This window comes from Sinomonas sp. T428B, from assembly GCF_056780155.1.
The window spans coordinates 137376-158009 of record NZ_JBRAZR010000001.1; the positions used below are offsets into that span (position 1 = coordinate 137376).

Sequence of the window (20634 nt, forward strand, 5' to 3'; positions counted from 1 at the left end):
GCGGTCAAGGGGCTTAGATGGCGCAGATCACCTGGCCGCCTCGGCTCCCTCGGTCCGCGCCGCCCGCGGCGCCGGCGCCAGGAGCTCGCCCAGCCGGACGATGGCAGCGTGGATCTCCCCGGGGTTGGAGATGGTCAGCTGCTGCAGGACCAGTCCGTCAAGGGCGGCGAAGACCGCGCGGGCCGCGAGCCTGTCGTCCGGGTGGCCGGCTTGGGCGAGGACGCGCTGCATGAGCCCGATGTAGCTCTCGTAGAGGTTGCTCGAGATGCGCTGGAGCTCGGGGCTGCGCCGGGCGGCGAGGATCATGGCGAACTGGAAGACCTGTAGATTCGGGTCCGCGACGGCCATCTTGGTCACGAGGTCGGCGAGCCTCGCGTCGATGGCGGAGGCCAGCGTCAGGTCCGCGAGCTGCTGGGAGCGCTGGACGGCCCAGATCGTCGCCTCCTCGAGCAGCTGGTCCTTCGAGCCGAAGTGGTGCGAGATCAGGGTGTTGTTCACCCCCGCCCGCTGCGCCACCTTCCGGTAGCTGAAGCCATCCAGGCCTTCCTCGGCCACGACGTCGATGGCCGCCCTGATCAGCGCCTCCCGGCCTGCCCCGTACTTCACTGCTCCCACGCTCATGCAAGCGATCGTACCGCCGCCGCTCCTGAAATCTCTGCATCTGCAGAGTATTGACAGCAGGACTAAGCAAGTGCAGAGTCTTAACCACGTGACGCCGGCCACAGCGCCGGACCCCCGATCCCCAGCGAAGGAACCATCATGTCCGCACCCGTCTTCCACGCCCAGACCGACCCCTCCCTGTCCGAGCCGTTCGAGGTGGGGCACGTGCAGTGGCTCCGCCGGAACGGCGACGGCGGCCGGCCCGCCCTCGCGGCCGGCATCTGGACCGTCACGCCCGAGGAGGCGCCCGAGACCTTCGACCTCGTCATCCACGAGGACGAGACGCTCTACATCGTCAGCGGCCACCTGCGCATCGAGGTCATCGGCGGGGAGTCGTTCGACCTCACCGACGGCAGCATGGCCTCCTTCACGAAGGGCGCGAAGACGCGGTGGACCGTCGTGAAGCCCACCACCGAGTTCTTCGTCTACAGCTGAGGGCGGTCCCGCCATGTCCACCATGACCGACGTCCTCGTGGTCGGCGCCGGATTCGCCGGCCTCACGGCCGCGCGCGAGCTGAGCCGCGCCGGCCACTCCGTGAAGATCCTCGAGGCCCGCGGCCGCATCGCCGGCCGCACCTGGTTCGAGCCCGGCCTCGGCCGCAACCTCGAGCTCGGCGGCACGTGGGTCCACTGGGTCCAGCCGCACGTGTGGGCCGAGCTCACCCGCTACGGGATCGGCGTCGTTGCCGGCGCGGAGTTCGAGAAGGCCTACTGGCACGACGGCGGCACCTCCTTCGAGGGCTCACCGGACGAGCTCATGGGCTTCCTCGACGCCCCCAACCGCGAGCTCCTCGCGCCGTCCCGGGAGCTCATCCCGCTCCCGTACGCGCCGCTGAGCAACCCCGCGGTCAAGGCCGCGGACCAGCTGACGCTCGCCGACAAGATCGACGAGCTCGGCCTCGACTCCCGCTCGCGCACGCTCATGCGCAGCTTCTGGTCCCTCAATTTCAACGGCCGGATCGACGACGCGGCGTGGACACAGGCCCTCCGCTGGGCCTCGGCCGCGTGCCACGACTGGCCGCTCATGTTCGAGGCCTGCGCCACCTACAAAGTCCAGGGCGGCACGGCGGCCCTCGCCGCGGCGATGCTCGCGGACTCGGGCGCCGAGCTCGTGCTGAACGCCGCCGTCGTCGAGATCCGGCAGGAGAGCGGGCGCGCCGTCGTCGTGACGGCCGACGGCGCCGAGCACCTCGCGCGGGCCGTGGTCGTCACGTTGCCCCTCCACGTGCTCAACGACGTCCGGTTCGAGCCCGAGCTCTCGGCCGGCAAGCGCGAGGCCGCCGACAAGGGCCAGCTCGGCCTCGGGGCGAAGCTGTGGATCAGGGTCAGGGGCCGCCACGAGCGCTTCGTCGCCCTGGGGCCCGAGGACTGGGCCCTGAACTTCGTCCAGGCGGAGTACCTGGACGAGGACAGCACCACGCTCGTCGCCTTCGGCCGGGACGGCAAGGCCGTCGACGTCGAGGACGCCGCCGCGGCGCAGGAGCTCCTGCGCCGCTGGATCCCGGACATCGAGGTCCTCGAGGTCACGGGGCACAACTGGGTCGCCGACGAGTTCGCCCGGCAGACCTGGCCGATGCACCGCACCGGCTACCTGACCGAGAGCCTCGAGGAGCTCCAGCGGCCCGAGGGCCGCGTCCACCTGGCCGGCTCGGACTACGCCAACGGCTGGGGCGGCTTCATCGACGGTGCGATCGAGAGCGGCTTCACCGCCGCACGCGCCATCACCCAACAGCTCCGCGGGCAGCAGTGACGCTGCCCGTGTCGATCAAGGAACACACCGGATCACCGAACACCGGACCAAGGACACACCATGAGCAGTCTTGAGAAAGCCGTCGACGAGCGCAACGACGCCTCGTCCACGCACCCCACAGCCCTGCGCGCCGGGACCATCGGCGTCCTGGGCATCGTCTTCTTCGTCTTCTCCGCGCAGGCGCCGCTCACCGGCGTCGTCGGGGCCACGCCGTTGGCCGTCGCCCTCGGAAACGGTGCCGGGGCGCCGGGCGGCTACCTCGTCGTCGGGCTCGTCATCATGCTCTTCGCGGTCGGCTTCGTGGCGATGAGCCGCCGGGTCGAGACCCACGGCGGCTTCTACGCCTACGTCCGGGCAGGCTTCGGCCGCCGGCTCGGCGGAGCGGCGGCGTGGCTCGCGATCCTCACCTACGTCTCCATCCAGGCGGCGATGTACGGGCTGTACGGCGCCTCGTGCAGCGCGCTGCTCGCGGGCCTCGGCCTCGACATCCCGTGGTGGATCCCGACCCTGCTCACAGTCGCATTCGTGCACTTCATGGGCACGCGGAACATCGAGCTCGGGGCGAAGGTCCTCGCGGTCCTCGTCGCGCTCGAGACCTCCATCCTGCTGGCCTTCGCCCTCAAGGTCGTCTCCTCCGGCGGCGGCCCCGAGGGGCTCGACGTCGCCGCGAGCTTCAGCCCCTCGGCCGTCACGGCCGGCGCCCCCGGCGTGGTGCTCATGTTCGCCATCGCCTCGATGTTCGGCTTCGAGTCGACAGCGATCTACTCACAGGAGGCCAAGAACCCCAAGAAGACGGTTGCCCGCGCAACGTACCTCTCCGTCTGCCTCATCGCCGTCCTGTACTCGTTCATCTCGTGGACCGTGGTGACCTTCTACGGCGCGGGGCAGGTCACCGATGCGGCGGTGGCGTCGCTCGAGTCGGGCGACTCGACGTCGTTCGTCGTCGGCGCCCTCGTCGCTGCCCTCGGCCCCTGGGCCGGCCTCACGGCACAGGTCCTGCTGCTGACGTCGATCCTCGCGAGCGTCATGGCCCTGCACAACAGCGTCAACCGCTACTTCCATTCGCTCGCGCTCCACGGCTCGCTCCCGCCGGTCCTGGCCCGGACCAACCGGCACCTGGCCCCCTCGCGGGCGGCGATCGCGCAGAGCACGCTGACCGTCGTCCTCGTGGTGCCGTTCGCGGCGCTCGGGCTCGATCCCGTCCTCACGCTGTTCTCCTGGTTCTCCGGGCTCTCGGTCGCGGCGCTGCTCGTGGTCTACGTGCTCACCTCGGTCGCCGTCGTGGTCTTCTTCCGCCGGCACCGCGGGGGTGGCCTGTGGAAGACGCTCGTCGCGCCGGCCGTGGCAGCGGTGCTGCTGGCAGGCCTGCTCGCCCAGGTCGTCGCCAACTTCACCCAGCTCATCGGCGGGGACCAGGCAGCGGCGGCGATCCTGCTCGCCGTCGTGCCCCTCTTCTTCATCCTGGGCATCGCCCTCGAGACCCGGCGCCGCGGCGCCTCGGAGATCATCCCAACCGCACCGGAAGGACACCACGCATGACCACCCAGGCCGACCGCCCCTTCACGTGGGACAAGGACGCGTGGACGTCCCTCAACGAGATGGTCGAGGGCTTCAACGAGTACCGCCCGCCGCTCAGCGACGCGCTGGCCGGGCAGACGCTGGACCTCCACTGCGCCACCGTGGGCGTCCCCGGCAGCGAGCGCGTCCTGACCCACTCCTTCACCGGGGACCGGCTCGTCTGGACGCTCACCGGAGCGGCGGGGGAGGAGCGGGGCGAGGCCTCGTACGAGCTCTTCGAAATGCGGCCCGGCCTGTTCTTCCTGCACTACCTGCGCGAGGAGGCGGACCACCCCACGGCCGTGACGATGGCCCTCGACCTCATGAGCGGCCTCGCGACGGGCGCCGTCGGCGAGCTGGGGCTCGGGCCGAACCCCCACCGGGCCCGCCAGCAGTGGTTCCAGGGCCGGCTCGACGGCGTCGCGGCCGATGGCGCCACGGCCGACGGCGGGCGGGCCCGTCCACTGCACGAGCCCACCGACGAGCTCATCGGCCACCGCCTCCGCTACGCCTACAGCAGCGACGACGTCTACGACCACCTCTACCTCAACCGCCACCTCTTCACCTGGCTGTGCGTCGGCGGAGCCGAGGCCGGGCTCGGCGACACGGACGCCTGCACCTACTGGAAGCTGCGTGAGAAGACGTACCTGTTCTCCTGGCTCGAGAAGAACGTCGGCGTCGAGGGGATGGTGCTGATCGACCTCGAGGCGATGCGGACCGTCGGCATCCAGTTCGGCCTCGACCAGCTCACGGGCGACCTCGTCAACCTCACCATGGGGGCCTACGCCCAGCACCTCGGGTTCGCGCCGGGCGTCGACGCGGCGTGCCCAGGGCCGGGGAGCTTGTCCTAGGGCGTGTCCTGGGGCGGCGAGCGCACGACGGCGGCGGGCCGGGACGCGATCCCGGCCCGCCGCCGTCGTGCGTCACCCTCCGGACCTGATCTGGCGACTTTCGCCGCGTGCGCGCCTCACGGCCCAGGCCGCTGCGGCGACGAGCACGACGAGTGCGAACGTGCTGAGGATCTGGGGCCTGCTCTCGTCGCCGAGGAGCCCGACGCCGACGGTGAGGGTCAGGAGCACGAGCCCGAGGACAGTGAGGGAGGGGAATCCGGCCATACGGAACGGCTGGCTCTCGCCGCGGTGGTCCGCCCTGCGCCGCAGGACGAGCTGCGACACCAGGGCCGAGCCCCACACGACGAGGGATGTCGATCCCACGAAGTTCAGCAGGTTCGGGAGCACGCGGCCCGGGAAGCACAGCTCGAGGACGACGGCGACGAGTCCGAAGGCGACCGAAGCGACCACTGCGGCGACCGGCACCTGCTGCCCCGAGACCGATCGGAGGAACCGCGGCGGCTCGCCCCTCTCGGCGAGGGAGTAGACCATCCGGGAGGCGCCGTAGAGGTTGGCGTTCAGGGCCGAGAGGAGCGCAGCGACCGCCACGAGCGTGATGACGGCCGCGCCCCCGGGGATGCCCGCGGCGTCGAGGACCGCGGCGAAGGGGCTCTTCAGGGCGGGGGAGGTCCAGGGGACGACGGCGGCGATCACGAGCAGCGAGCCCACGTAGAAGACGAGGATGCGCCAGACGACCGTGCGCACGGCCTCGGCGATGCTGCGCTGGGGGTCCGCCGTCTCGGCTGCGGCTACTGCGACGATCTCTGTCCCGCCGAAGGCGAAGACGACGACGAACAGGCCGGTGGCAATTCCGCCCAGCCCCTGGGGGGCGAAGCCGCCGTACTCGGTGAAGTTGGCGAGGGCGGGATGCGGCGCGCCGGGGAGGACTCCGCTCAGGATCGCGGCCCCCACCGCGAGGAACGCAACGATGGCGCCGACCTTGAGCAGGGCGAACCAGAACTCGAAGGCGCCGAAGTTCCGGACCCGGGTCAGGTTCACAGCGGCGAGCGTTCCAATGAACACGAGCGCCAGGAGCCACGTGGGCAGCCCTGGGATGAGGGACTCGAGCAGCCCTGCCGCACCGAGGGCCTCCGCGGCGATGACCACGACGAGCTGGAGCCACCACAGCCAGCCCACGGTGGCCCCGGCCACGGGGCCCATGGCCTTGCCGGCGTAGACGGAGAAGGCCCCGCTGGTCGGCTGGGCTGCGGCCATCTCTCCGAGGGCCCACATCACGAGGATGACCAGCGTCCCGGCCACGAGGTACGAGATCAGTACGGCGGGCCCGGCGGCCTGGATGCCAGCGCCGGATCCGATGAAGAGCCCCGCGCCGATGGCGCTCCCGAGGGCCATCATCGTGAGCTGCCGGGGTTTCATGGCCCGTTCGAGCCTCTCGGCAGGAGGCGCGGCGGGGAGAAGCGTGTGTGTAGATGTCATTGCCAGCTTCGTTTTCCTTCAGGCCCACTCTCTGTCCGGCGGGCGGTGCTGGCGACCATAACGGAAGGTCGGCGCGAAGTGTGAGGCAGCTCACAGGGACTGGCAGTATGCCCAATTTCTGACCAATGGATCCGCCGAACCTTGCGCAGATTGCCCCCTGGGCTCTGGGGGCAGATCCCGCGGATATGGCGAGGCCCGCGGCTGAGTCAGCGCTGCGCTTCCCCGGACGCCAGCCTCTTGAGCAGGGCCTCCATGCGCAGGGGCATGACCTCCAGGAGCGAGATGACAGTGCTCGTGCGCTCGATGCCCTCAACGGCCAGGATGTCCCTCGTGATCCGGTGCAGGTCGGCGGGGTCCTTCGCGAGGACCTTGGCGACGAGATCGGCGTCGCCGGTGGTCGAGTGGACCTCGACGACCTCGGGGATGGCGAAGAGGCCGGCGTCGGCGGCGTCGCCCTTGGTCTGGGTGACCGAGATGGAGACCAGCGCCACGAGGGTGTAGCCGAGGGCGGTCGGGTCGAGGCGACGGCTGAACTGCTGGAGCATGCCGCCGCCCTCGAGCCGCCCGAGGCGCGCGTGCACGGTGTTCCGCGCGACCCCGAGGGTCCGCGCCAAGGCCAGGGCGCTGGCCGTGGGGTCCTCGTCGAGGGCCAGGAGGATCCTTGCGTCGAGGGCATCGATGACGGGCTTGTTCATGCTGGGCATTTTGTCACAAGACGCAATTCGTCTGCAGCAAAAATCCCAGGCTGAATCGCATGTCTTGCGCTCACGTCCTCCTCGTGGGGAGCATCGCTGGCATGAGTGTTGACTCCCTGCCTCCGACGACGCCGCGTTCCACCCGAGGACCCTCGATGCGTCCTGCGGTCTCCGCCCTCCCCGCCTACGTGCCGGGACGCCGCGGAGCCGGCGACGCCATGGTTGCCCTGGCCAGCAACGAGAGCCACCATGATCCGCTGCCCTCCGTCCTCCGCGAGGTCGTCGGGGCGGCCGAGCGGCTGAACCGCTACCCGGACATGGGTTCGCTCGCCCTGCGCGAGCGCCTGGCCGACCACCTGTCCGCCTCGGCGGACGAGGTGGCGGTGGGCCCGGGAAGCGTGGGGGTGCTGAGCCAGATCATCTCGGCCTTCTGCGGGCCGGACGATGAGGTGGTCTTCGCGTGGCGCTCCTTCGAGGCCTACCCGCTCCTCGTCAAACTCGCGGGGGCACGGGCTGTGCCAGTGCCGCTTCGCCAGGACGAGGGCCACGACCTCCCCGCGATGCTCGCTGCCGTCACGGAACGGACCCGTGTCATCATCGTCTGCACGCCCAACAATCCCACCGGCGTTCCGGTCTCCCACACAGAGCTCGAGCAGTTCCTCCAGGGGGTTCCCCCCGAGGTCCTGGTCGTGATCGACGAGGCCTACGTCGAATACGCCACGGCCCCCGACAGCCCCGACTCCCTCGCCCTCTACCGCAGGCATCCGAACGTCTGCGTCCTTCGCACGTTCAGCAAGGCCTACGGGCTCGCCGGCCTCCGGGTCGGCTACGCCCTGGCGGCGCCGCACCTTGCCGAGGGTCTGAGGAAGACCGCCATCCCTTTCTCCGTGAGCGCTCTGGCGCAGCAGGCGGCGATCTCCTCCCTCGACGCCGAGCACGAGATGCGCGCCCGGGCCAAAGACGTGGTGCAGGAGCGGGAACGCCTGACCGCGGCCCTACGGCGGTCCGGATGGGACGTGCCCGAGAGCCAGGCCAACTTCCTGTGGCTGCGCAGTGAGGACCCAGCGCGGGAGCGCCTCGTCGAAGCCTTCGCGGCGGCCGGCATCCTCGTCCGCGGATACCCCGGCGACGGCGTGAGGATCTCCCTCGCGGACGCCGCGTCCAACGACCGCGTCCTCACTGTCCTCGCGGACGAAACGCTCCGCCCCCAGCCCTGATCCACGCGCAACAGCCCTTCCCCAGCCATCCCCACCACAGAGGAGTCCACGTGGTCTCAGCAACAGTCTCCGAACGGGTCGTCCAGGCCCTTCTCCCGCACGTCCAGGACGTCTTCGGCGTCATGGGCAACGGAAACGCCCACTTCCTGGATGCGGCCGAGCGTCTCGGCCTGCCGTTCACCGCCGTCCGGCATGAGGGCGCCGCGGTTGCTGCCGCCGATGCGTACTACCGAACGTCCGGCCGGATCGCCGCCGCCACCACGACCTACGGCGCCGGCTACACCAACGCCCTGACCGGCCTGATCGAGGCGAACCGGGCCGAGGTCCCCGCGATCCTCGTCGCGGGCGACATCCCCACCACGGGACCCCGCCCCTGGGACATCGACCAGGAGGGCGTCGCTGCCGCTGTGGGCGCGGCGACCTTCACCGTCTCCCGCACTTCGGCCGCCGCCACCACGCGCCGGGCAATCGAGCACGCCGTCGAGCACCGCACAGCCGTCGTGCTCTCGATCCCGTACGACCTTGCGGCGGCGGACGCCGCGGATGAGCGCGTGGACACGTCGCCCCTCCCGGCTCGCGTCAGGACAGCCCCCGAGGCCGGGCTCGTCCGCCGTGCCGCCGCGCTGCTCGCCGGCGCCGAGCGTCCACTGATCCTCGCCGGACGCGGCGCCCACCTTGCCGACGCCGGGTCGGCCCTGCAGGTCCTAGCCGAGAGGATCGGGGCCCTCACCGCGGGGACGGTCCTTGCCCAGGGTCTGTTCTCCACCGAGGCCGGTGATCTCGGGGTCGCGGGGGGATTCGCGACCGAGGTCTCCGCAGAGCTAATGGCCGGCGCCGACGTCGTTCTGGCCGTGGGCGCGCGGCTCAACCAGTTCACGATGCGCTTCGGGGATCTGGTCGCCGACTCGGCCACACTGATCCAGGTCGACATCGCGCCCGAGGCGACGAATCCGCGCGTCGACCTCTTCCTCTGCGCCGATGCCAGCGAGGCGGCGAACGCCCTGACGGCCCTCGTCCCCGAGCGGGAGCCCGGTTCCACGTGGCGCTCCGCATCTGAGGCCCGCCTGGCAGAGTCCCGGACCCGCGAGGCCGGGGACGAGCTCGCCGAGGACGGCCGGCTCGACCCGCGGTCCCTCGCGCGGGCCTTGAACGAGGTGCTGCCGGCGGACCGCATCGTGGTGCAGGACGGCGGGCACTTCAGCGGCTGGGTCCCCATGTACTGGGACATCCAGCGCCCCCAGGACCTGGCCATGGTCGGCACCGCGTACCAGACGATCGGCCTCGGGCTCGCCAGCGTGGTCGGAGCCTCCGCCGCAGCGCCCGAGGGCAGGACCGTCGTGCTGACCACTGGGGACGGGGGGTTGCTCATGGGCATGGCCGATCTCGAGACCATCGCCCGCACGGCGCGCAGCGCCGTCATCGTCGTCTTCAACGATGCGGCCTACGGCGCCGAAATCCACCAGTACGGCTCCCAGGGCCTCAGCCGGGGCCCGATGCTGATCCGCGAGGTCGACTTCGCAGCCTTGGCGACAGCCGTGGGCGCCCAGGGGAGCACAGTCCGCAGGCTGGATGACCTGAGCTCGCTCACCGACTGGATCGCCCGGGGCGCGAGGGGGCTCTACCTCGTCGACTGCCGCATCAGCCAGAGCGTCCGCGCCCCCTACATGGCCGAGATCCTTGCGGCGGCGGCGAAGGCTCGCTCGGCCGCCGGGCAGCCAGCCTCCCGGTAGCGCTGGGAGACTGGGCGCATACCGGGACATCTGGGCGACGCCCCGAGCTCGTCATCTGGGGCGTCGCCACCTATTGCATCCATCACCTGAGGCATCTCAAGCACAGGAGGTCCCGCTAGCGGCCCGTACAGTTAAAGGATCCCCCTTTCGATGCACCCCTTGGAGACCCATGCCTTCCGCCGCCCCCACGACCGAAAGCCCCGAGGAGGCCCAGTCGCTGCAGCGAGCATTCCGGTCCCCGTCGCGCCTCAAGACCGAGGCGCTCGCCGGCCTCGTGGTGGGCCTGGCCCTGATCCCCGAGGCGATCGCCTTCTCGGTCATCGCCGGCGTCGACCCGCGGCTCGGCCTGTTCGCCTCGTTCACGATGGCCGTGACCATCGCCGTCGTGGGCGGCCGTCCCGCGATGATCTCCGCCGCCACCGGCGCCGTCGCGCTCGTGATCGCCCCGCTCGTGACGTCCCACGGCGTCGACTACCTCATCGCGGCCATCATCCTCGCCGGCGTTCTCCAGATCGTCCTCGGCCTCGCGGGCGTCGCGCGACTCATGCGGTTCATCCCGCGCTCGGTCATGGTCGGCTTCGTCAACGCCCTCGCGATCCTCGTCTTCATGGCCCAGGTGCCCGAGCTGATCGGCGTCCCGTGGCTCGTCTACCCGCTGACCGTGCTGGGGCTGGCCATCGTCGTCGGCCTCCCGAGGCTGACGACGGCGGTGCCCGCACCGCTCGTGGCGATCGTCGCCGTCACGCTCATCACCGTCCTGGCCGGCATCTCGGTGCCGACCGTCGGCGGCAAGGGCGAGCTGCCCGACTCCCTCCCACAGCTTTTCGTCCCGGACGTCCCCCTCACCCTTGAGACGCTGCAGGTGATCTTCCCCTACGCCCTGACCGTCGCGTTCGTCGGCCTGCTCGAGTCGCTCATGACGGCCAAGCTCGTGGACGACATCACCGAGACGCGCTCGCAGAAGTCCCGCGAGGCCTGGGGCCAGGGCGTGGCGAACATCGTCACGGGCTTCTTCGGCGGCATGGGGGGCTGCGCGATGATCGGCCAGACGATGATCAACGTCAAGGCGTCCGGCGCCCGGACCCGGCTCTCGACGTTCCTCTCCGGTGTCTTCCTGCTCCTCCTCGTCGTCGCACTCGGCCCGCTCGTGTCCGTGATCCCGATGGCGGCCCTCGTCGCCGTGATGATCTTCGTCTGCGTCGCGACCTTCGACTGGCACAGCATCCACCCCAGGACGCTTCGGGCCATGCCCAAGAGCGAGACGACCGTCATGGCGGCGACCGTCATCGTCGTCGTGCTCACCCACAATCTCGCCGCCGGCGTCGGCGCCGGGGTGCTCGTCGCGACGGTCCTCTTCGCGCGCCGCGTGGCCCACTTCGTCACCGTCCGACGCGCCGTCACGACGGTCGAGGGGCGCGAGACGGCGACCTACACGGTGGAGGGCGAGCTGTTCTTCGCCTCCTCCAACGACCTCTACACGCAGTTCGAGTACGCCCGCGATCCGCGTAGTGTCGTGATCGACCTGAGCGCCTCCCACCTCTGGGACGCCTCGACCATCGCCGCCGTGGACGCGATCCTCGAGAAGTACCGCCACCACAGCAAGCACGTGGAGATCGTGGGCCTCAACGAGGCCAGCACCGCCATGCGCGAACGGCTCGCGGGCAGGCTCGGCGCCGGCACCTGAGGCCTTCTTGCCCCATGCCTCAGCGTCTTCTCAGGCGGTCAGTTCGGCATTGGCGAAGAGTTCGTCGATGAGGCCCCCGAGCTCGCTCCAGTGAGCGCCGGAACGCCTCGCGGCCTCGTCGGCGTCACCCGATGCGAGGATTTCGATGAGCTCGCGGTGGTGGCCCCCCGTGTTCTGCGCTCCGTAGAGCGTGGAGAACTTCCGGTAGAGGATGCGGTGGACCTGGGGGTGGAGCTGGTCCATGATGCGTGCGATCAGAGGGTTCCGGGCCGCTGCGACGGGGATGCCGTGGAATCGGTCGTCGGCGGCCAGTGCCGCCTGGACGTCGTTGCGGGCTACGGCAGCCTCGAATTCCTCGTTGAGCTGACGCATGAGCGTGAGGTCGTCGCCTGTGAGGTTGGGGGTCCCGGTGCGGACGGCGAGCTCGTCGAGTGCCTTGAGGACGGCCAGGGTTCGGGCGACCTCGTCCTTGTCCAGGGTGGCGATGCGCGTGTAGACCCCGGGCTTGGCCTCGACCAGGCCCATCTCGGCGAGGCGGGACAGCGCCTCGCGGACCGGGGTTCGGCTGAGGCCCATGCGCTCTGCCAGCTCCGCATCCTTGACCCGTTCCCCGGGGGCGAGATCGCCCGTGATGATGGCGGCGCGGATCCGGTCGTATGCCTCGTCGCTCATCAGGCGGCGGTCTACTCGATCGATGGGCGGCATGTGCACACGATACATTGGATACTGGGTTCCGCTCACGGCGCTGCCATGGTTTCCGGGCTGACTGCAGCCACGGGGTAGCCGGCCTGCCGCAGTGCGGCGTCGGCCAGGACCGCTGTGGGATCGATGAGGGGCATCCGGAGCATCTGCTGGGTGAGGGCCAGGGGTATCTCGGTGCAGCCGGCGATCACTGCCTGCGCGCCCTGGGCCTGGAGCCCAGCCGCCGCTTGGGCCAGACTGCGGCCGACCTGCGGTGAGGTGTTCCCGCCCTTGATCTGCAGGATCGCGTCCATGACCTTCTCCTGGGCGGCGACATCGGGGACGAGGACGTCCAGGCCTCGCGCATCGGCGAATCCCTGGTAGAGGCCTGTGCGGCAGGTGCCCGTTGTGGCGAGCAGGCCAACCGCGCAGATGCCCCGGACCGCGAGGAGCTCGACCGTCTCCTCGATCATGTGAAGGATCGGGACGCTGATCCTGGCCTGGAGGGCTGGGACGAAGGCATGCGCCGTGTTGCAGGGGACGGCGATGAGGGTGGCCCCGGCATCCTCCAAGTGCCTGAGGCCGCGCATCATCCACGGGCTGGGGTCCTCGCCGCGGCCCAGGAGCGCCTGGGTTCGGTCAGGAATGGTGGGGTCGGACCAGATGACCGTGCGGGGATGGTCCTGGTCCCGGCGGGCCCGCGTGCGGCCGACCAGCTTGGTGTAGAAGTCCGCCGTGGCGGCCGGGCCCATTCCGCCGAGGATGCCGATGACCTGTTCGTGCTGGTGCATCAACTGTCCGATCCAGCCGCGGCGGCCGCGGCCTGCGGCACTTGGTGGTCTGCTCCCGCCGGGTCCTGATCCAGGGCGCGCGGGGGGCCGGCCAGAGATGACGGACTCAGCAGCGCCTTCAGCTGCTCAGCGTCGAGGAGCTCCTTCTCGAGGACCAGGGAGGCAACGGTGCGCCCGGTGGTCAGCGCTTCTTTGGCGATGGCCGTTGCGGCTTCATATCCGATGTGGGGGTTGAGGACGGTGACCGTTCCGATGCTGTTCTCGACCTGGGAGCGGAGGAAGTCCTCGTTGGCGGTGATCCCGTCGATGCAGAGCTCGGCGAGGGTCTTCACCGCCGCGCCGAGTCGGCGGCAGGTCTTGAGGATCGAGTAGCCGATGACGGGTTCGAAGGCGTTGAGCTGGAGCTGTCCGGCTTCGGCCGCCATGGTGACGGTGAGGTCGTTGCCGATGACCTCGAAGGCGACCTGGTTCACGAGCTCGGGGATGACCGGGTTCACCTTGCCGGGCATGATGCTGGACCCGGCCTGGCGCGGGGGCAGGTTGATCTCGGAGAGGCCAGCGCGGGGCCCGGACGAGAGCAGGCGCAGGTCGTTGCAGACCTTGGAGAGCTTGACCGCGATCCTCTTCAGGACCCCGGAGAACTGGACGAAGGAGCCGCAGTCCTGGGTGGCCTCGATCAGGTTGGGTGCGGTCTGGAGGGGCAGGCCGGTGATCTGGCGCAGATGCGCGCAGGCCGCCTCCGCGTAGCCGGGGGACGCGGTGATGCCGGTGCCGATCGCGGTGGCCCCGAGGTTGATCTCATGCAGGAGCGCCATGGCGTCCCGGAGCCGCTGCCGGTCCTCGCCCACCATGACCGCATAGGTGGAGAACTCCTGTCCCAGCATCATCGGGACGGCGTCCTGCAGCTGAGTGCGGCCCATCTTGACCACCGAGCCGAACTCCTCGGCCTTTCGCTCGAACGACGCCCGGAGGATGTCCATGTCCGCCAGAAGCCTCTCCGCCGCCAGGACCGTGGCGATCCGCAGGGCCGTGGGATAGACATCGTTGGTGCTCTGGCCCCGGTTGACATGCTCGAGAGGGGACAGGATCCGGTAGTCGCCTCGGCGGTGGCCGAGGATCTCCAGCGCCCGGTTCGCGACGACCTCGTTGGCGTTCATGTTCGTTGAGGTCCCCGCCCCGCCCTGGATGGGGTCGACGATGAACTGCTCATGCAGGGCCCCGCGGCGGATCTCCACACAGGCCTGGACGATGGCGCGGCCGAGCTCCGGGTCCAGGACCCCTAGGTCGGCATTCGCCAGGGCGGCCGCCTGCTTGACGCAGGCCAGCGCCGAGATCAGTTCCGGGAACTGCGAGATCGCGGTGTCCGTGACCCGGAAGTTCTCGTGGGCCCTGGCTGTGTGCACCCCGTAATAGGCCCCCGATGGCACGGCAAGGCTGCCAAGCAGATCCTTCTCCATGCGCGTCTCCATCAATCCGCTCATGTTCCTGTCCCCTTTCGCCACTGTCCCCCGCAAGGTCAATCGCCCACGGCTTGACAGTGCTGTCCGTCACACCTAGATTGTCCGTGTTCCACATGCAGTACGCAATATACTGGAGGCAAGATGATGGAAAAAAGCGGAGGTCGCGATGAAGCTTCCTTCTGAGAAGACCGTGGAGCCGGGCCCCGGCACGGTGGCAGCGGAATTGGATGGGGCCGGCGGCGCCGGCCAGATGATCGACGCCGCCGACGCGGGCTATTCGCGCTCCCTCAAGGCCCGACACGTGCGCATGATCGCCATCGGCGGCTCGATCGGCACCGGACTGTTCCTGGGGGCCGGCGGACGTCTTGAGATCGGCGGCCCGTCCCTTGCCCTGGTCTATGCGGTCTGCGGCCTGATCACCTTCTTCATGATGCGCGCCCTCGGCGAGATGGCCGTCTACCGACCTTCATCGGGAGCCTTTGTCTCCTATGCCCGGGAGTTCCTCGGGGAGAAGGCCGCGTACTTCACCGGATGGATGTTCTTCATCGACTGGTGCTGCACGATCATGGCCGAGACGACGGCCATAGCCCTGTACCTGCACTACTGGACCGTGTTCCAGTCCGTGCCCCAGTGGCTGCTCGCCCTCGTCACGCTCGTGCTCGTCCTCGCGCTGAACCTGCTGGCCGTTAAGTTCTTCGGCGAGGCCGAGTTCTGGTTCGCGATGATCAAGATCGCCGCCATCGTCACTTTCATGGTGGTTGCCATCGTGGTCATCCTGACCGGCCAGCAGATCGCCGGGCACACACCGGGGCCAGCCCTGATCTCCGACAACGGCGGTCTCTTCCCCAACGGACTGCTGCCTGCCATCACCCTCACCCTCGGCGTCGTCTTCGCCTTCGGCGGAACGGAGATGGTCGGAGTCGCCGCTGGCGAGGCCAAGGACGCGCACAAGATCATCCCCAAGGCGGTCAACTCCACCTTCTGGCGGATCGCCCTGTTCTACGTCGGCTCCGTGGTCCTCCTGACGCTGGTCATGCCGTGGACCGCGTACAGCGGCTCCGAGTCCCCCTTCGTCACCTTCTTCTCTGCGCTGGGCATCCCCAACGCGGGCGCCATCATGAACCTGGTCGTCATCACGGCGGCCGTGTCCTCGATGAACGGGGGCCTCTACGCCACCGGGCGCACGCTGCGGTCGATGGGCATGGCCGGCAGCGGGCCCAAGATCGCGACCCGACTGAACCGGAACAACGTCCCGTACGCCGGTGTCCTGTTCACCTCCGGCCTAGGCCTCATCGGCATTCTGATCAACTACGCGTGGCCCACAAGGGCCTTCGACATCGTTATGAACTTGGCCGCCATCGGCATCGTCGGCACCTGGATCTCGATCATGGCCAGCCACTGGATGTTCGTCCGGCGGGCCAAGCAGGGCCTGGTCCAGCGCCCGGCCTACCGGCTCCGCGGGGCACCGTACGTCAACTTCATCACCGTGGCATTCCTCATCGCCGTCATCGGCGGAATGTGGTTCGCCGAGGGCATCGGGCAGCCGACTATACTCCTCTTCCTCGGGATCTGCGTCCTGCTCACCCTCAACTGGTTCCGCATCCGCGGCCGCATCCGGAAGACCGTCGGGGACCCTTACGAGGCCGGACTGTAGACCCCCGGGCCGAAAGCCCCGCCTCGCCCGACAGCGTCAGATTCCGGGGCCGGAACCCGGCCCCAGGCACACTAGGAGAACGATGAGCTCCCCACCCAGAATCCAGTTCATCTACACCGGCGGCACCCTCGGAATGGTCCCCGGCCCCCACGGCTTCGACACCGGAGGGGACGTAGAAGCCCACGTGGCAGCGGCCCTCACCCGCCATGGCAGGCACCCCGAGTTCGACTTCGCCGCATTCGATCCGGTCGACTCATCCAACATCACCCCCGAGCACTGGCAACAGATCATCGACCACCTGCGCGCCCGCCGGGACGAGTTCGACGGCTTCGTCGTGCTGCACGGCACCAACACTCTCGCGCACTCTGCAGCCGCCGTCAGCTACGCCCTCGAGGGATTCGGCAAACCTGTGGTGTTCACCGGCTCGCAGATCCCCTTCGGGATCCCCGGCACCGACGCCCCCGGCAACATCCAGGCTGCCTTCGACATCGCCAGCTCTGGCCTCTCCGCCGGAGTGACCCTCTTCTTCGACGGGGATTTGATGTCAGGAGTGCGCGCAACCAAGGTCTCGGCCATCGACATGCACGGCTTCATCAGCCCCCACACCCCCGCAGTGAGCTGGACCGACGGGCGGAAAGAACTGGCCAGAACCCCAGGCCGGGGCTGGAGCAGGCCCAAACCCTACAGTCGCCATGACGTCGTGGTCATCACCGCCGCCCCCGGCATGAGCGCCGAACGGTTCTGTGCTATGACCAGCCCCGCACCAGATGCGGTCATCTACCGCGCATACGGGGCCGGTGAGGGCCCCGGCGACGAGCCCGGGCTCGAAGAGGCCATCCGGAATCTGACCGAGAACGGCACCCCGGTCGTCGTCATGAGCCAATGCATCCACGCCCGCGTCGACCTCGACAAATACGCCGCAGCAGCATTTCTCCACAGGGCCGGGGCCCTCGGGACCGCGGACATGACCCTGGAGGCCGTCTACACGAAACTCCTGTTCCTCCTCAGCCAAGGCATCGATCGAGCTGACATCGGACAATGGCTCCTGACCGACCTTGCCGGCGAGATCTCCACCACCGCCCCACAAGAGCCTGAGGGACAGTTGGTGACCGCCGGAACGGCCACCGCGGAATAGAAGAAGCCAGCAGCCTGCGGCCCGAGCCACCGGCTCGGGCCGCAGGGCCCCGCGGGCGACGACGAACTGGGACGAGCTGCTCACGGCGAAGGCGGGCTGAGGACGCGCGACGGCGCGGATCTTTCAGCGGGCAGCGGGTGTAGCTTCATGAGTAGGGGGTGACCCGGCAGGCCTGCACGACCCCCGGAAGGAGGCGCCGGCGATGACCCCAGATCTTCCGCTCGCGCAGGAGCTCGCGGGGCTGACCGCGCGCCTCGCGGACCTCCTGCTGACGCAGGAGTCGGTCGACGACGCCGTCCAGTCCCTCGCGCAGGCGGCCAAGGAGGCCATCCCTGGATCGTCCGGCGCCGGGGCGACCCTGATCGACGCGCGGGGGCGAAGGGTCAGCGCGGGGGCGACGGACGACGTCGTGCTCGAGGCCGACCGGCTCCAGTACGAGCTGGGGCAGGGACCGTGCCTGAGCGCGTGGGCCGAGAACTGGACGCAGGTCATCGAGGACATCGGGAGCGAGAGCCGCTGGCCCAACTGGACCCAGGCCGTCTCTGGCCTGAGCCTGCGCTCGGCGCTCAGCACGCCCCTGCGGGTGGGCGGGACGCCGATCGGGGCCATGAAGGTCTACTCAAGCGAGCCTCGGACGTTCACCGAGCACAGCGCCCGTCTCCTGACCATGCTGGCCCGGCCCGCGGGCATCATGCTCGCGAACGCCCAGGCCAAGGACGCCGCCCACTGGGCCACGTCCCGGATGTCCCAGGCCCTCGCGGAACGCGACGCGATCCACACGGCCACGGGAATCCTGATGGAACGGGAGCATGTCGGGGCCGAGGAGGCCCTCGCCCGGATCGTCTCCCTCTCGCGGGCTGAGCAGAGGGCCCTCCACGCCGTCGCCCAGGACATCGTCGCCGGGCGTTCCGTGCTCTGAGGGCCAGGATGGACACCCACACCAATGGCGCCCACCGGCAGTGGAAGCTCACGCGCCAGGCCATCGAGGAGTCCGGGCTGAGCCTCGGCGACGTGTGGCTGCGGTACTTCAGCATGACGGGCACCGCTGGCGAGTACGAGCTCGACGCCTACCTCCACGGCATCCTGCCCCTTCCGACGATGCAGCGCGACCTCATCGCCCAGGCGGTGAACGAGCTCATCGACGAGCGGCCGCAGCCACGGAGGGCGCCGTACAGCAATGCCATGGAGGGGGAGGAGCTCCCCGAGGGGCCCGATCACCCCGACGTCTGACCGGGCCGCGCGCCGTCGGCCGCTACTGATCCGACCAGCCGCCGCCCTCCGAGTACCGCGCCACGAGCCGGCCGCTGCCGGCGTCGAGGCTGTCTGTCTCGTCGTCGTACAGCTCGGCCCGCGTCGCGCGGCTGTGGGAGATGACCTCCTCGGCCGCCTCCTTGGCCTCGGCGAGGCTCGCGCCGTACACGGCGCTCCTGACCGGCAGCTCGGCGGTGTGCACGTGCTCGGCGGGCACCTGTGTCAGCCGGACCCAGTCGCCGGGCTCGGCGTCGTTGACCGGGAGGTCCGCGTCTCCGCCTTCGGCCGGGACGGAGTACTCGATGTAGAAGGTCATGGCCAGACCTTGGCAGCCCGCGGGAGGGGAGCACAAGGGCCGGGCCGGAAGCCCTAGGCCGACCGCTCCCGGGCCGTCCGGTCCGACAGGTTGGCGACCCTGATGGCCAGGAGCACGGACCTCCCGGCGAGCCGTGCCAAGTCCTCGGCCTTGGCGCGGCGGTCCGGGGGGAAGCCGTCCGGGCCGGGGGCGTAGCAGTTCAGCGCCGCGCAGGCATGGGAGGCCACGGCGACCGGGATGGGGACGCCGAGCACGGACCGGATCCCGGTCTCGGCCATGGCCCTCTTGTACCGGGGGTATCTCGGGTCCGAGAGCAGGTCGGGAACGTAGATGACCTGCCCCGTGAAGAGCGCGTCCAGGCAGGGGCCCTCCCCGCAGGAGTACTGGACTTCGTCCATCCGGGCGGCGACGTCGCTGCTGTTGGCCAAGGTGGCCTTGCGGCGCTCGCGCTCCACGGTCACGCTGCAGTGCGCCTCGTCCGGGCCCGAGAGCTCCCCCGCGCAGTACTCCGCGATCCGTTGGAGGAATCCGGCCAGGTCCTTGCTCTGCAGGATCAGATCCATGAACCCCTCCGCCCGGGTTCTCGTCAGCTTGTCCACGTCCGTACCGCCTTTGTCCGTCACGCCGACAGGGAGTGGAGTAGCCCCAAGCACCACTACATGGTGGTTTTTCCCGGCGGGGCGGGAGCAGAAACCGGCGGCTTGGCGGAGGACGTGGCGGCGGGCCTCTCGGTTCTGGCCCGACTACGGCGCCTGCACGAGGTCGCTCGGGTCCGTGTTCGCCCCGCAGAGGACGACGCAGACGGTCTCCCCGCGCTCGGGCCGATAGCCCCCGGGGCCCAGGAGCCCGGCCAGGGCCGTGCCGGCGGCGTGCTCGACGGCGAGCCGGCGGTCGTCCCACAGGGCCTGCCGCGCCCGGACGATCTCGGCGTCGGGGACGAGGACCGAGCGGACCCGCCCGTGCTGCGCGGCATGCAGCGCCATCTCCGAGGCGCGGCGGGCGCCGAGGGAGTCCGCCGCGATGGAGTCCACGGCGACGTCCACCGTGCGGCCCGCCTCGAGGGCGGCATTGAGGGCCCGGCAGTTCTCCGGCTCGACGGCGATCGTGCGGATCCCATGCTGCTGTGCCGCCGTGGCGACGCCGGCGAACAGCCCGCCGCCGCCGACGGCGACGATCACCGTGTCGAGTCCCGGCACCTGGGCGCGGACCTCCTCGAGCAGGGTCCCGGCGCCCGCCGCGACGAGCGGGTGGTCGTAGGCGTGGGAGGCCAGGGCGCCGGTCGCCGCGGCGAAATCCTGGCAGGCGGCCACCGCCTCGGCGTACTCCGTCCCCGTGAGCCGCACGTCCGCGCCGTACCTCCGGAGCCGCTCAACCTTGACCCGCGGGGCGTTGGCCGGCAGGAACACCGTGGCCGTGATGCCCTGGTCGCGGGCCGCCCACGCGCACGCGAGCCCCGCGTTGCCGCCGGAGGCGATCGTGATGCCCGCCTCGGGCAGGGTGCCGGCGTCGAGGTGCGCCCGGATGAAGTTCTGCGCGCCGCGGGCCTTGAACGTCCCCGTGTGCTGCATGAACTCGAGGGCGAGATGGAGCGCGAACTGGCGCTCGCCGTCGTCCGCCGCGGTTTCCGCCGTCGGTGGCTCGCCCGGCACGACGACGACGGGGCGCACCCGCCCGGCGATCCGCGCCGTCGCGGCCTCGACGTCCGCGTAGGTCAGAGGATGCATGC

Annotated in this window: 20 protein-coding genes; 11 read left to right on the forward strand and 9 right to left on the reverse strand. The window is 70.0% G+C overall.

Going from position 1 to position 20634, the window contains the following annotated elements; genetic code table 11:
- Positions 1–27 precede the first annotated feature (27 nt).
- Positions 28–621: a TetR/AcrR family transcriptional regulator gene (locus ACUYMY_RS00650; protein ID WP_481701716.1), complete on the reverse strand. Its 594-nt coding sequence runs from the start codon at positions 619–621 to the stop codon at positions 28–30.
- 138 nt (positions 622–759) lie between these two features.
- On the opposite strand from ACUYMY_RS00650, the gene ACUYMY_RS00655 reads away from it, so the two are divergent.
- Genes ACUYMY_RS00655 through ACUYMY_RS00670 form a run of 4 tightly spaced genes read left to right on the forward strand, consistent with a single transcriptional unit; the run spans position 760 to position 4818 of the window.
- Positions 760–1095 carry a cupin domain-containing protein gene (locus ACUYMY_RS00655; protein ID WP_481701717.1) on the forward strand — a complete coding sequence of 112 codons (336 nt, stop codon included), beginning with the start codon at positions 760–762 and terminating at the stop codon, positions 1093–1095.
- A 13-nt stretch (positions 1096–1108) separates the two neighbouring features.
- Entirely contained in the window at positions 1109–2410 is a 1302-nt protein-coding gene (locus ACUYMY_RS00660) for a flavin monoamine oxidase family protein (RefSeq protein WP_481701718.1), read from the forward strand.
- Between the two features lie 60 nt (positions 2411–2470).
- Positions 2471–3949, forward strand: a complete 1479-nt coding sequence (locus ACUYMY_RS00665) for an APC family permease (RefSeq protein WP_481701719.1) — start codon at positions 2471–2473, stop codon at positions 3947–3949.
- Positions 3946–4818, forward strand: a complete 873-nt coding sequence (locus ACUYMY_RS00670; RefSeq protein WP_481701720.1) for a MoaF C-terminal domain-containing protein — start codon at positions 3946–3948, stop codon at positions 4816–4818. Before ACUYMY_RS00665 ends, ACUYMY_RS00670 begins: the two co-directional genes overlap by 4 nt.
- A gap of 72 nt (positions 4819–4890) precedes the next feature.
- Here the strand turns inward: ACUYMY_RS00670 and ACUYMY_RS00675 are convergent, their stop codons facing one another.
- Both ACUYMY_RS00675 and ACUYMY_RS00680 read right to left on the reverse strand, forming a co-directional pair.
- Positions 4891–6294 carry an amino acid permease gene (locus tag ACUYMY_RS00675; protein ID WP_481701721.1) on the reverse strand — a complete coding sequence of 468 codons (1404 nt, stop codon included), beginning with the start codon at positions 6292–6294 and terminating at the stop codon, positions 4891–4893.
- Positions 6295–6500: 206 nt separating this feature from the next.
- Positions 6501–6998: an Lrp/AsnC family transcriptional regulator gene (locus ACUYMY_RS00680; RefSeq protein WP_481701722.1), complete on the reverse strand. Its 498-nt coding sequence runs from the start codon at positions 6996–6998 to the stop codon at positions 6501–6503.
- A gap of 146 nt (positions 6999–7144) precedes the next feature.
- Here ACUYMY_RS00680 and hisC point away from each other — a divergent pair, with 146 nt between their 5' ends.
- From hisC to ACUYMY_RS00695, 3 genes are all read left to right on the forward strand, one after another.
- Positions 7145–8206, forward strand: a complete 1062-nt coding sequence (gene hisC / locus ACUYMY_RS00685; protein WP_481701723.1) for a histidinol-phosphate transaminase — start codon at positions 7145–7147, stop codon at positions 8204–8206.
- Positions 8207–8256: 50 nt separating this feature from the next.
- Entirely contained in the window at positions 8257–9936 is a 1680-nt protein-coding gene (locus ACUYMY_RS00690) for a thiamine pyrophosphate-binding protein (protein WP_481701724.1), read from the forward strand.
- A 169-nt stretch (positions 9937–10105) separates the two neighbouring features.
- Entirely contained in the window at positions 10106–11620 is a 1515-nt protein-coding gene (locus ACUYMY_RS00695) for a SulP family inorganic anion transporter (protein ID WP_481701725.1), read from the forward strand.
- A 30-nt stretch (positions 11621–11650) separates the two neighbouring features.
- Here the strand turns inward: ACUYMY_RS00695 and ACUYMY_RS00700 are convergent, their stop codons facing one another.
- The 3 genes from ACUYMY_RS00700 to aspA form a co-directional block, all read right to left on the reverse strand.
- Positions 11651–12292: a GntR family transcriptional regulator gene (locus ACUYMY_RS00700; protein WP_481701726.1), complete on the reverse strand. Its 642-nt coding sequence runs from the start codon at positions 12290–12292 to the stop codon at positions 11651–11653.
- A gap of 65 nt (positions 12293–12357) precedes the next feature.
- Positions 12358–13092, reverse strand: coding sequence for a cysteate racemase (gene cuyB / locus ACUYMY_RS00705; RefSeq protein ID WP_481701727.1), 735 nt, complete (start codon positions 13090–13092; stop codon positions 12358–12360).
- On the reverse strand, positions 13092–14573 hold the full coding sequence (aspA, locus tag ACUYMY_RS00710; RefSeq protein ID WP_481701728.1) for an aspartate ammonia-lyase: 1482 nt from the start codon (positions 14571–14573) through the stop codon (positions 13092–13094). Before aspA ends, cuyB begins: the two co-directional genes overlap by 1 nt.
- A gap of 145 nt (positions 14574–14718) precedes the next feature.
- On the opposite strand from aspA, the gene ACUYMY_RS00715 reads away from it, so the two are divergent.
- The 4 genes from ACUYMY_RS00715 (at position 14719) to ACUYMY_RS00730 (ending at position 18571) form a co-directional block, all read left to right on the forward strand.
- The gene (locus ACUYMY_RS00715) at positions 14719–16206 is read left to right on the forward strand and encodes an amino acid permease (protein ID WP_481701729.1); all 1488 of its coding nucleotides are present in this window, start codon (positions 14719–14721) and stop codon (positions 16204–16206) included.
- Positions 16207–16288: 82 nt separating this feature from the next.
- Positions 16289–17341 carry an asparaginase gene (locus ACUYMY_RS00720; protein ID WP_481701730.1) on the forward strand — a complete coding sequence of 351 codons (1053 nt, stop codon included), beginning with the start codon at positions 16289–16291 and terminating at the stop codon, positions 17339–17341.
- Positions 17342–17543: 202 nt separating this feature from the next.
- Entirely contained in the window at positions 17544–18260 is a 717-nt protein-coding gene (locus tag ACUYMY_RS00725) for a GAF and ANTAR domain-containing protein (protein WP_481701731.1), read from the forward strand.
- An 8-nt stretch (positions 18261–18268) separates the two neighbouring features.
- Positions 18269–18571: a hypothetical protein gene (locus tag ACUYMY_RS00730; protein ID WP_481701732.1), complete on the forward strand. Its 303-nt coding sequence runs from the start codon at positions 18269–18271 to the stop codon at positions 18569–18571.
- Between the two features lie 22 nt (positions 18572–18593).
- Here ACUYMY_RS00730 and ACUYMY_RS00735 read toward each other — a convergent pair whose 3' ends face one another.
- From ACUYMY_RS00735 to ACUYMY_RS00745, 3 genes are all read right to left on the reverse strand, one after another.
- Entirely contained in the window at positions 18594–18908 is a 315-nt protein-coding gene (locus ACUYMY_RS00735) for a hypothetical protein (protein ID WP_481701733.1), read from the reverse strand.
- 53 nt (positions 18909–18961) lie between these two features.
- A complete protein-coding gene (locus ACUYMY_RS00740) occupies positions 18962–19507 on the reverse strand; it encodes a GAF domain-containing protein (RefSeq protein WP_481701734.1) in 546 nt (181 codons plus the stop codon).
- A gap of 144 nt (positions 19508–19651) precedes the next feature.
- On the reverse strand, positions 19652–20632 hold the full coding sequence (locus ACUYMY_RS00745) for a threonine/serine dehydratase (protein ID WP_481701735.1): 981 nt from the start codon (positions 20630–20632) through the stop codon (positions 19652–19654).
- Positions 20633–20634: the final 2 nt, after the last annotated feature.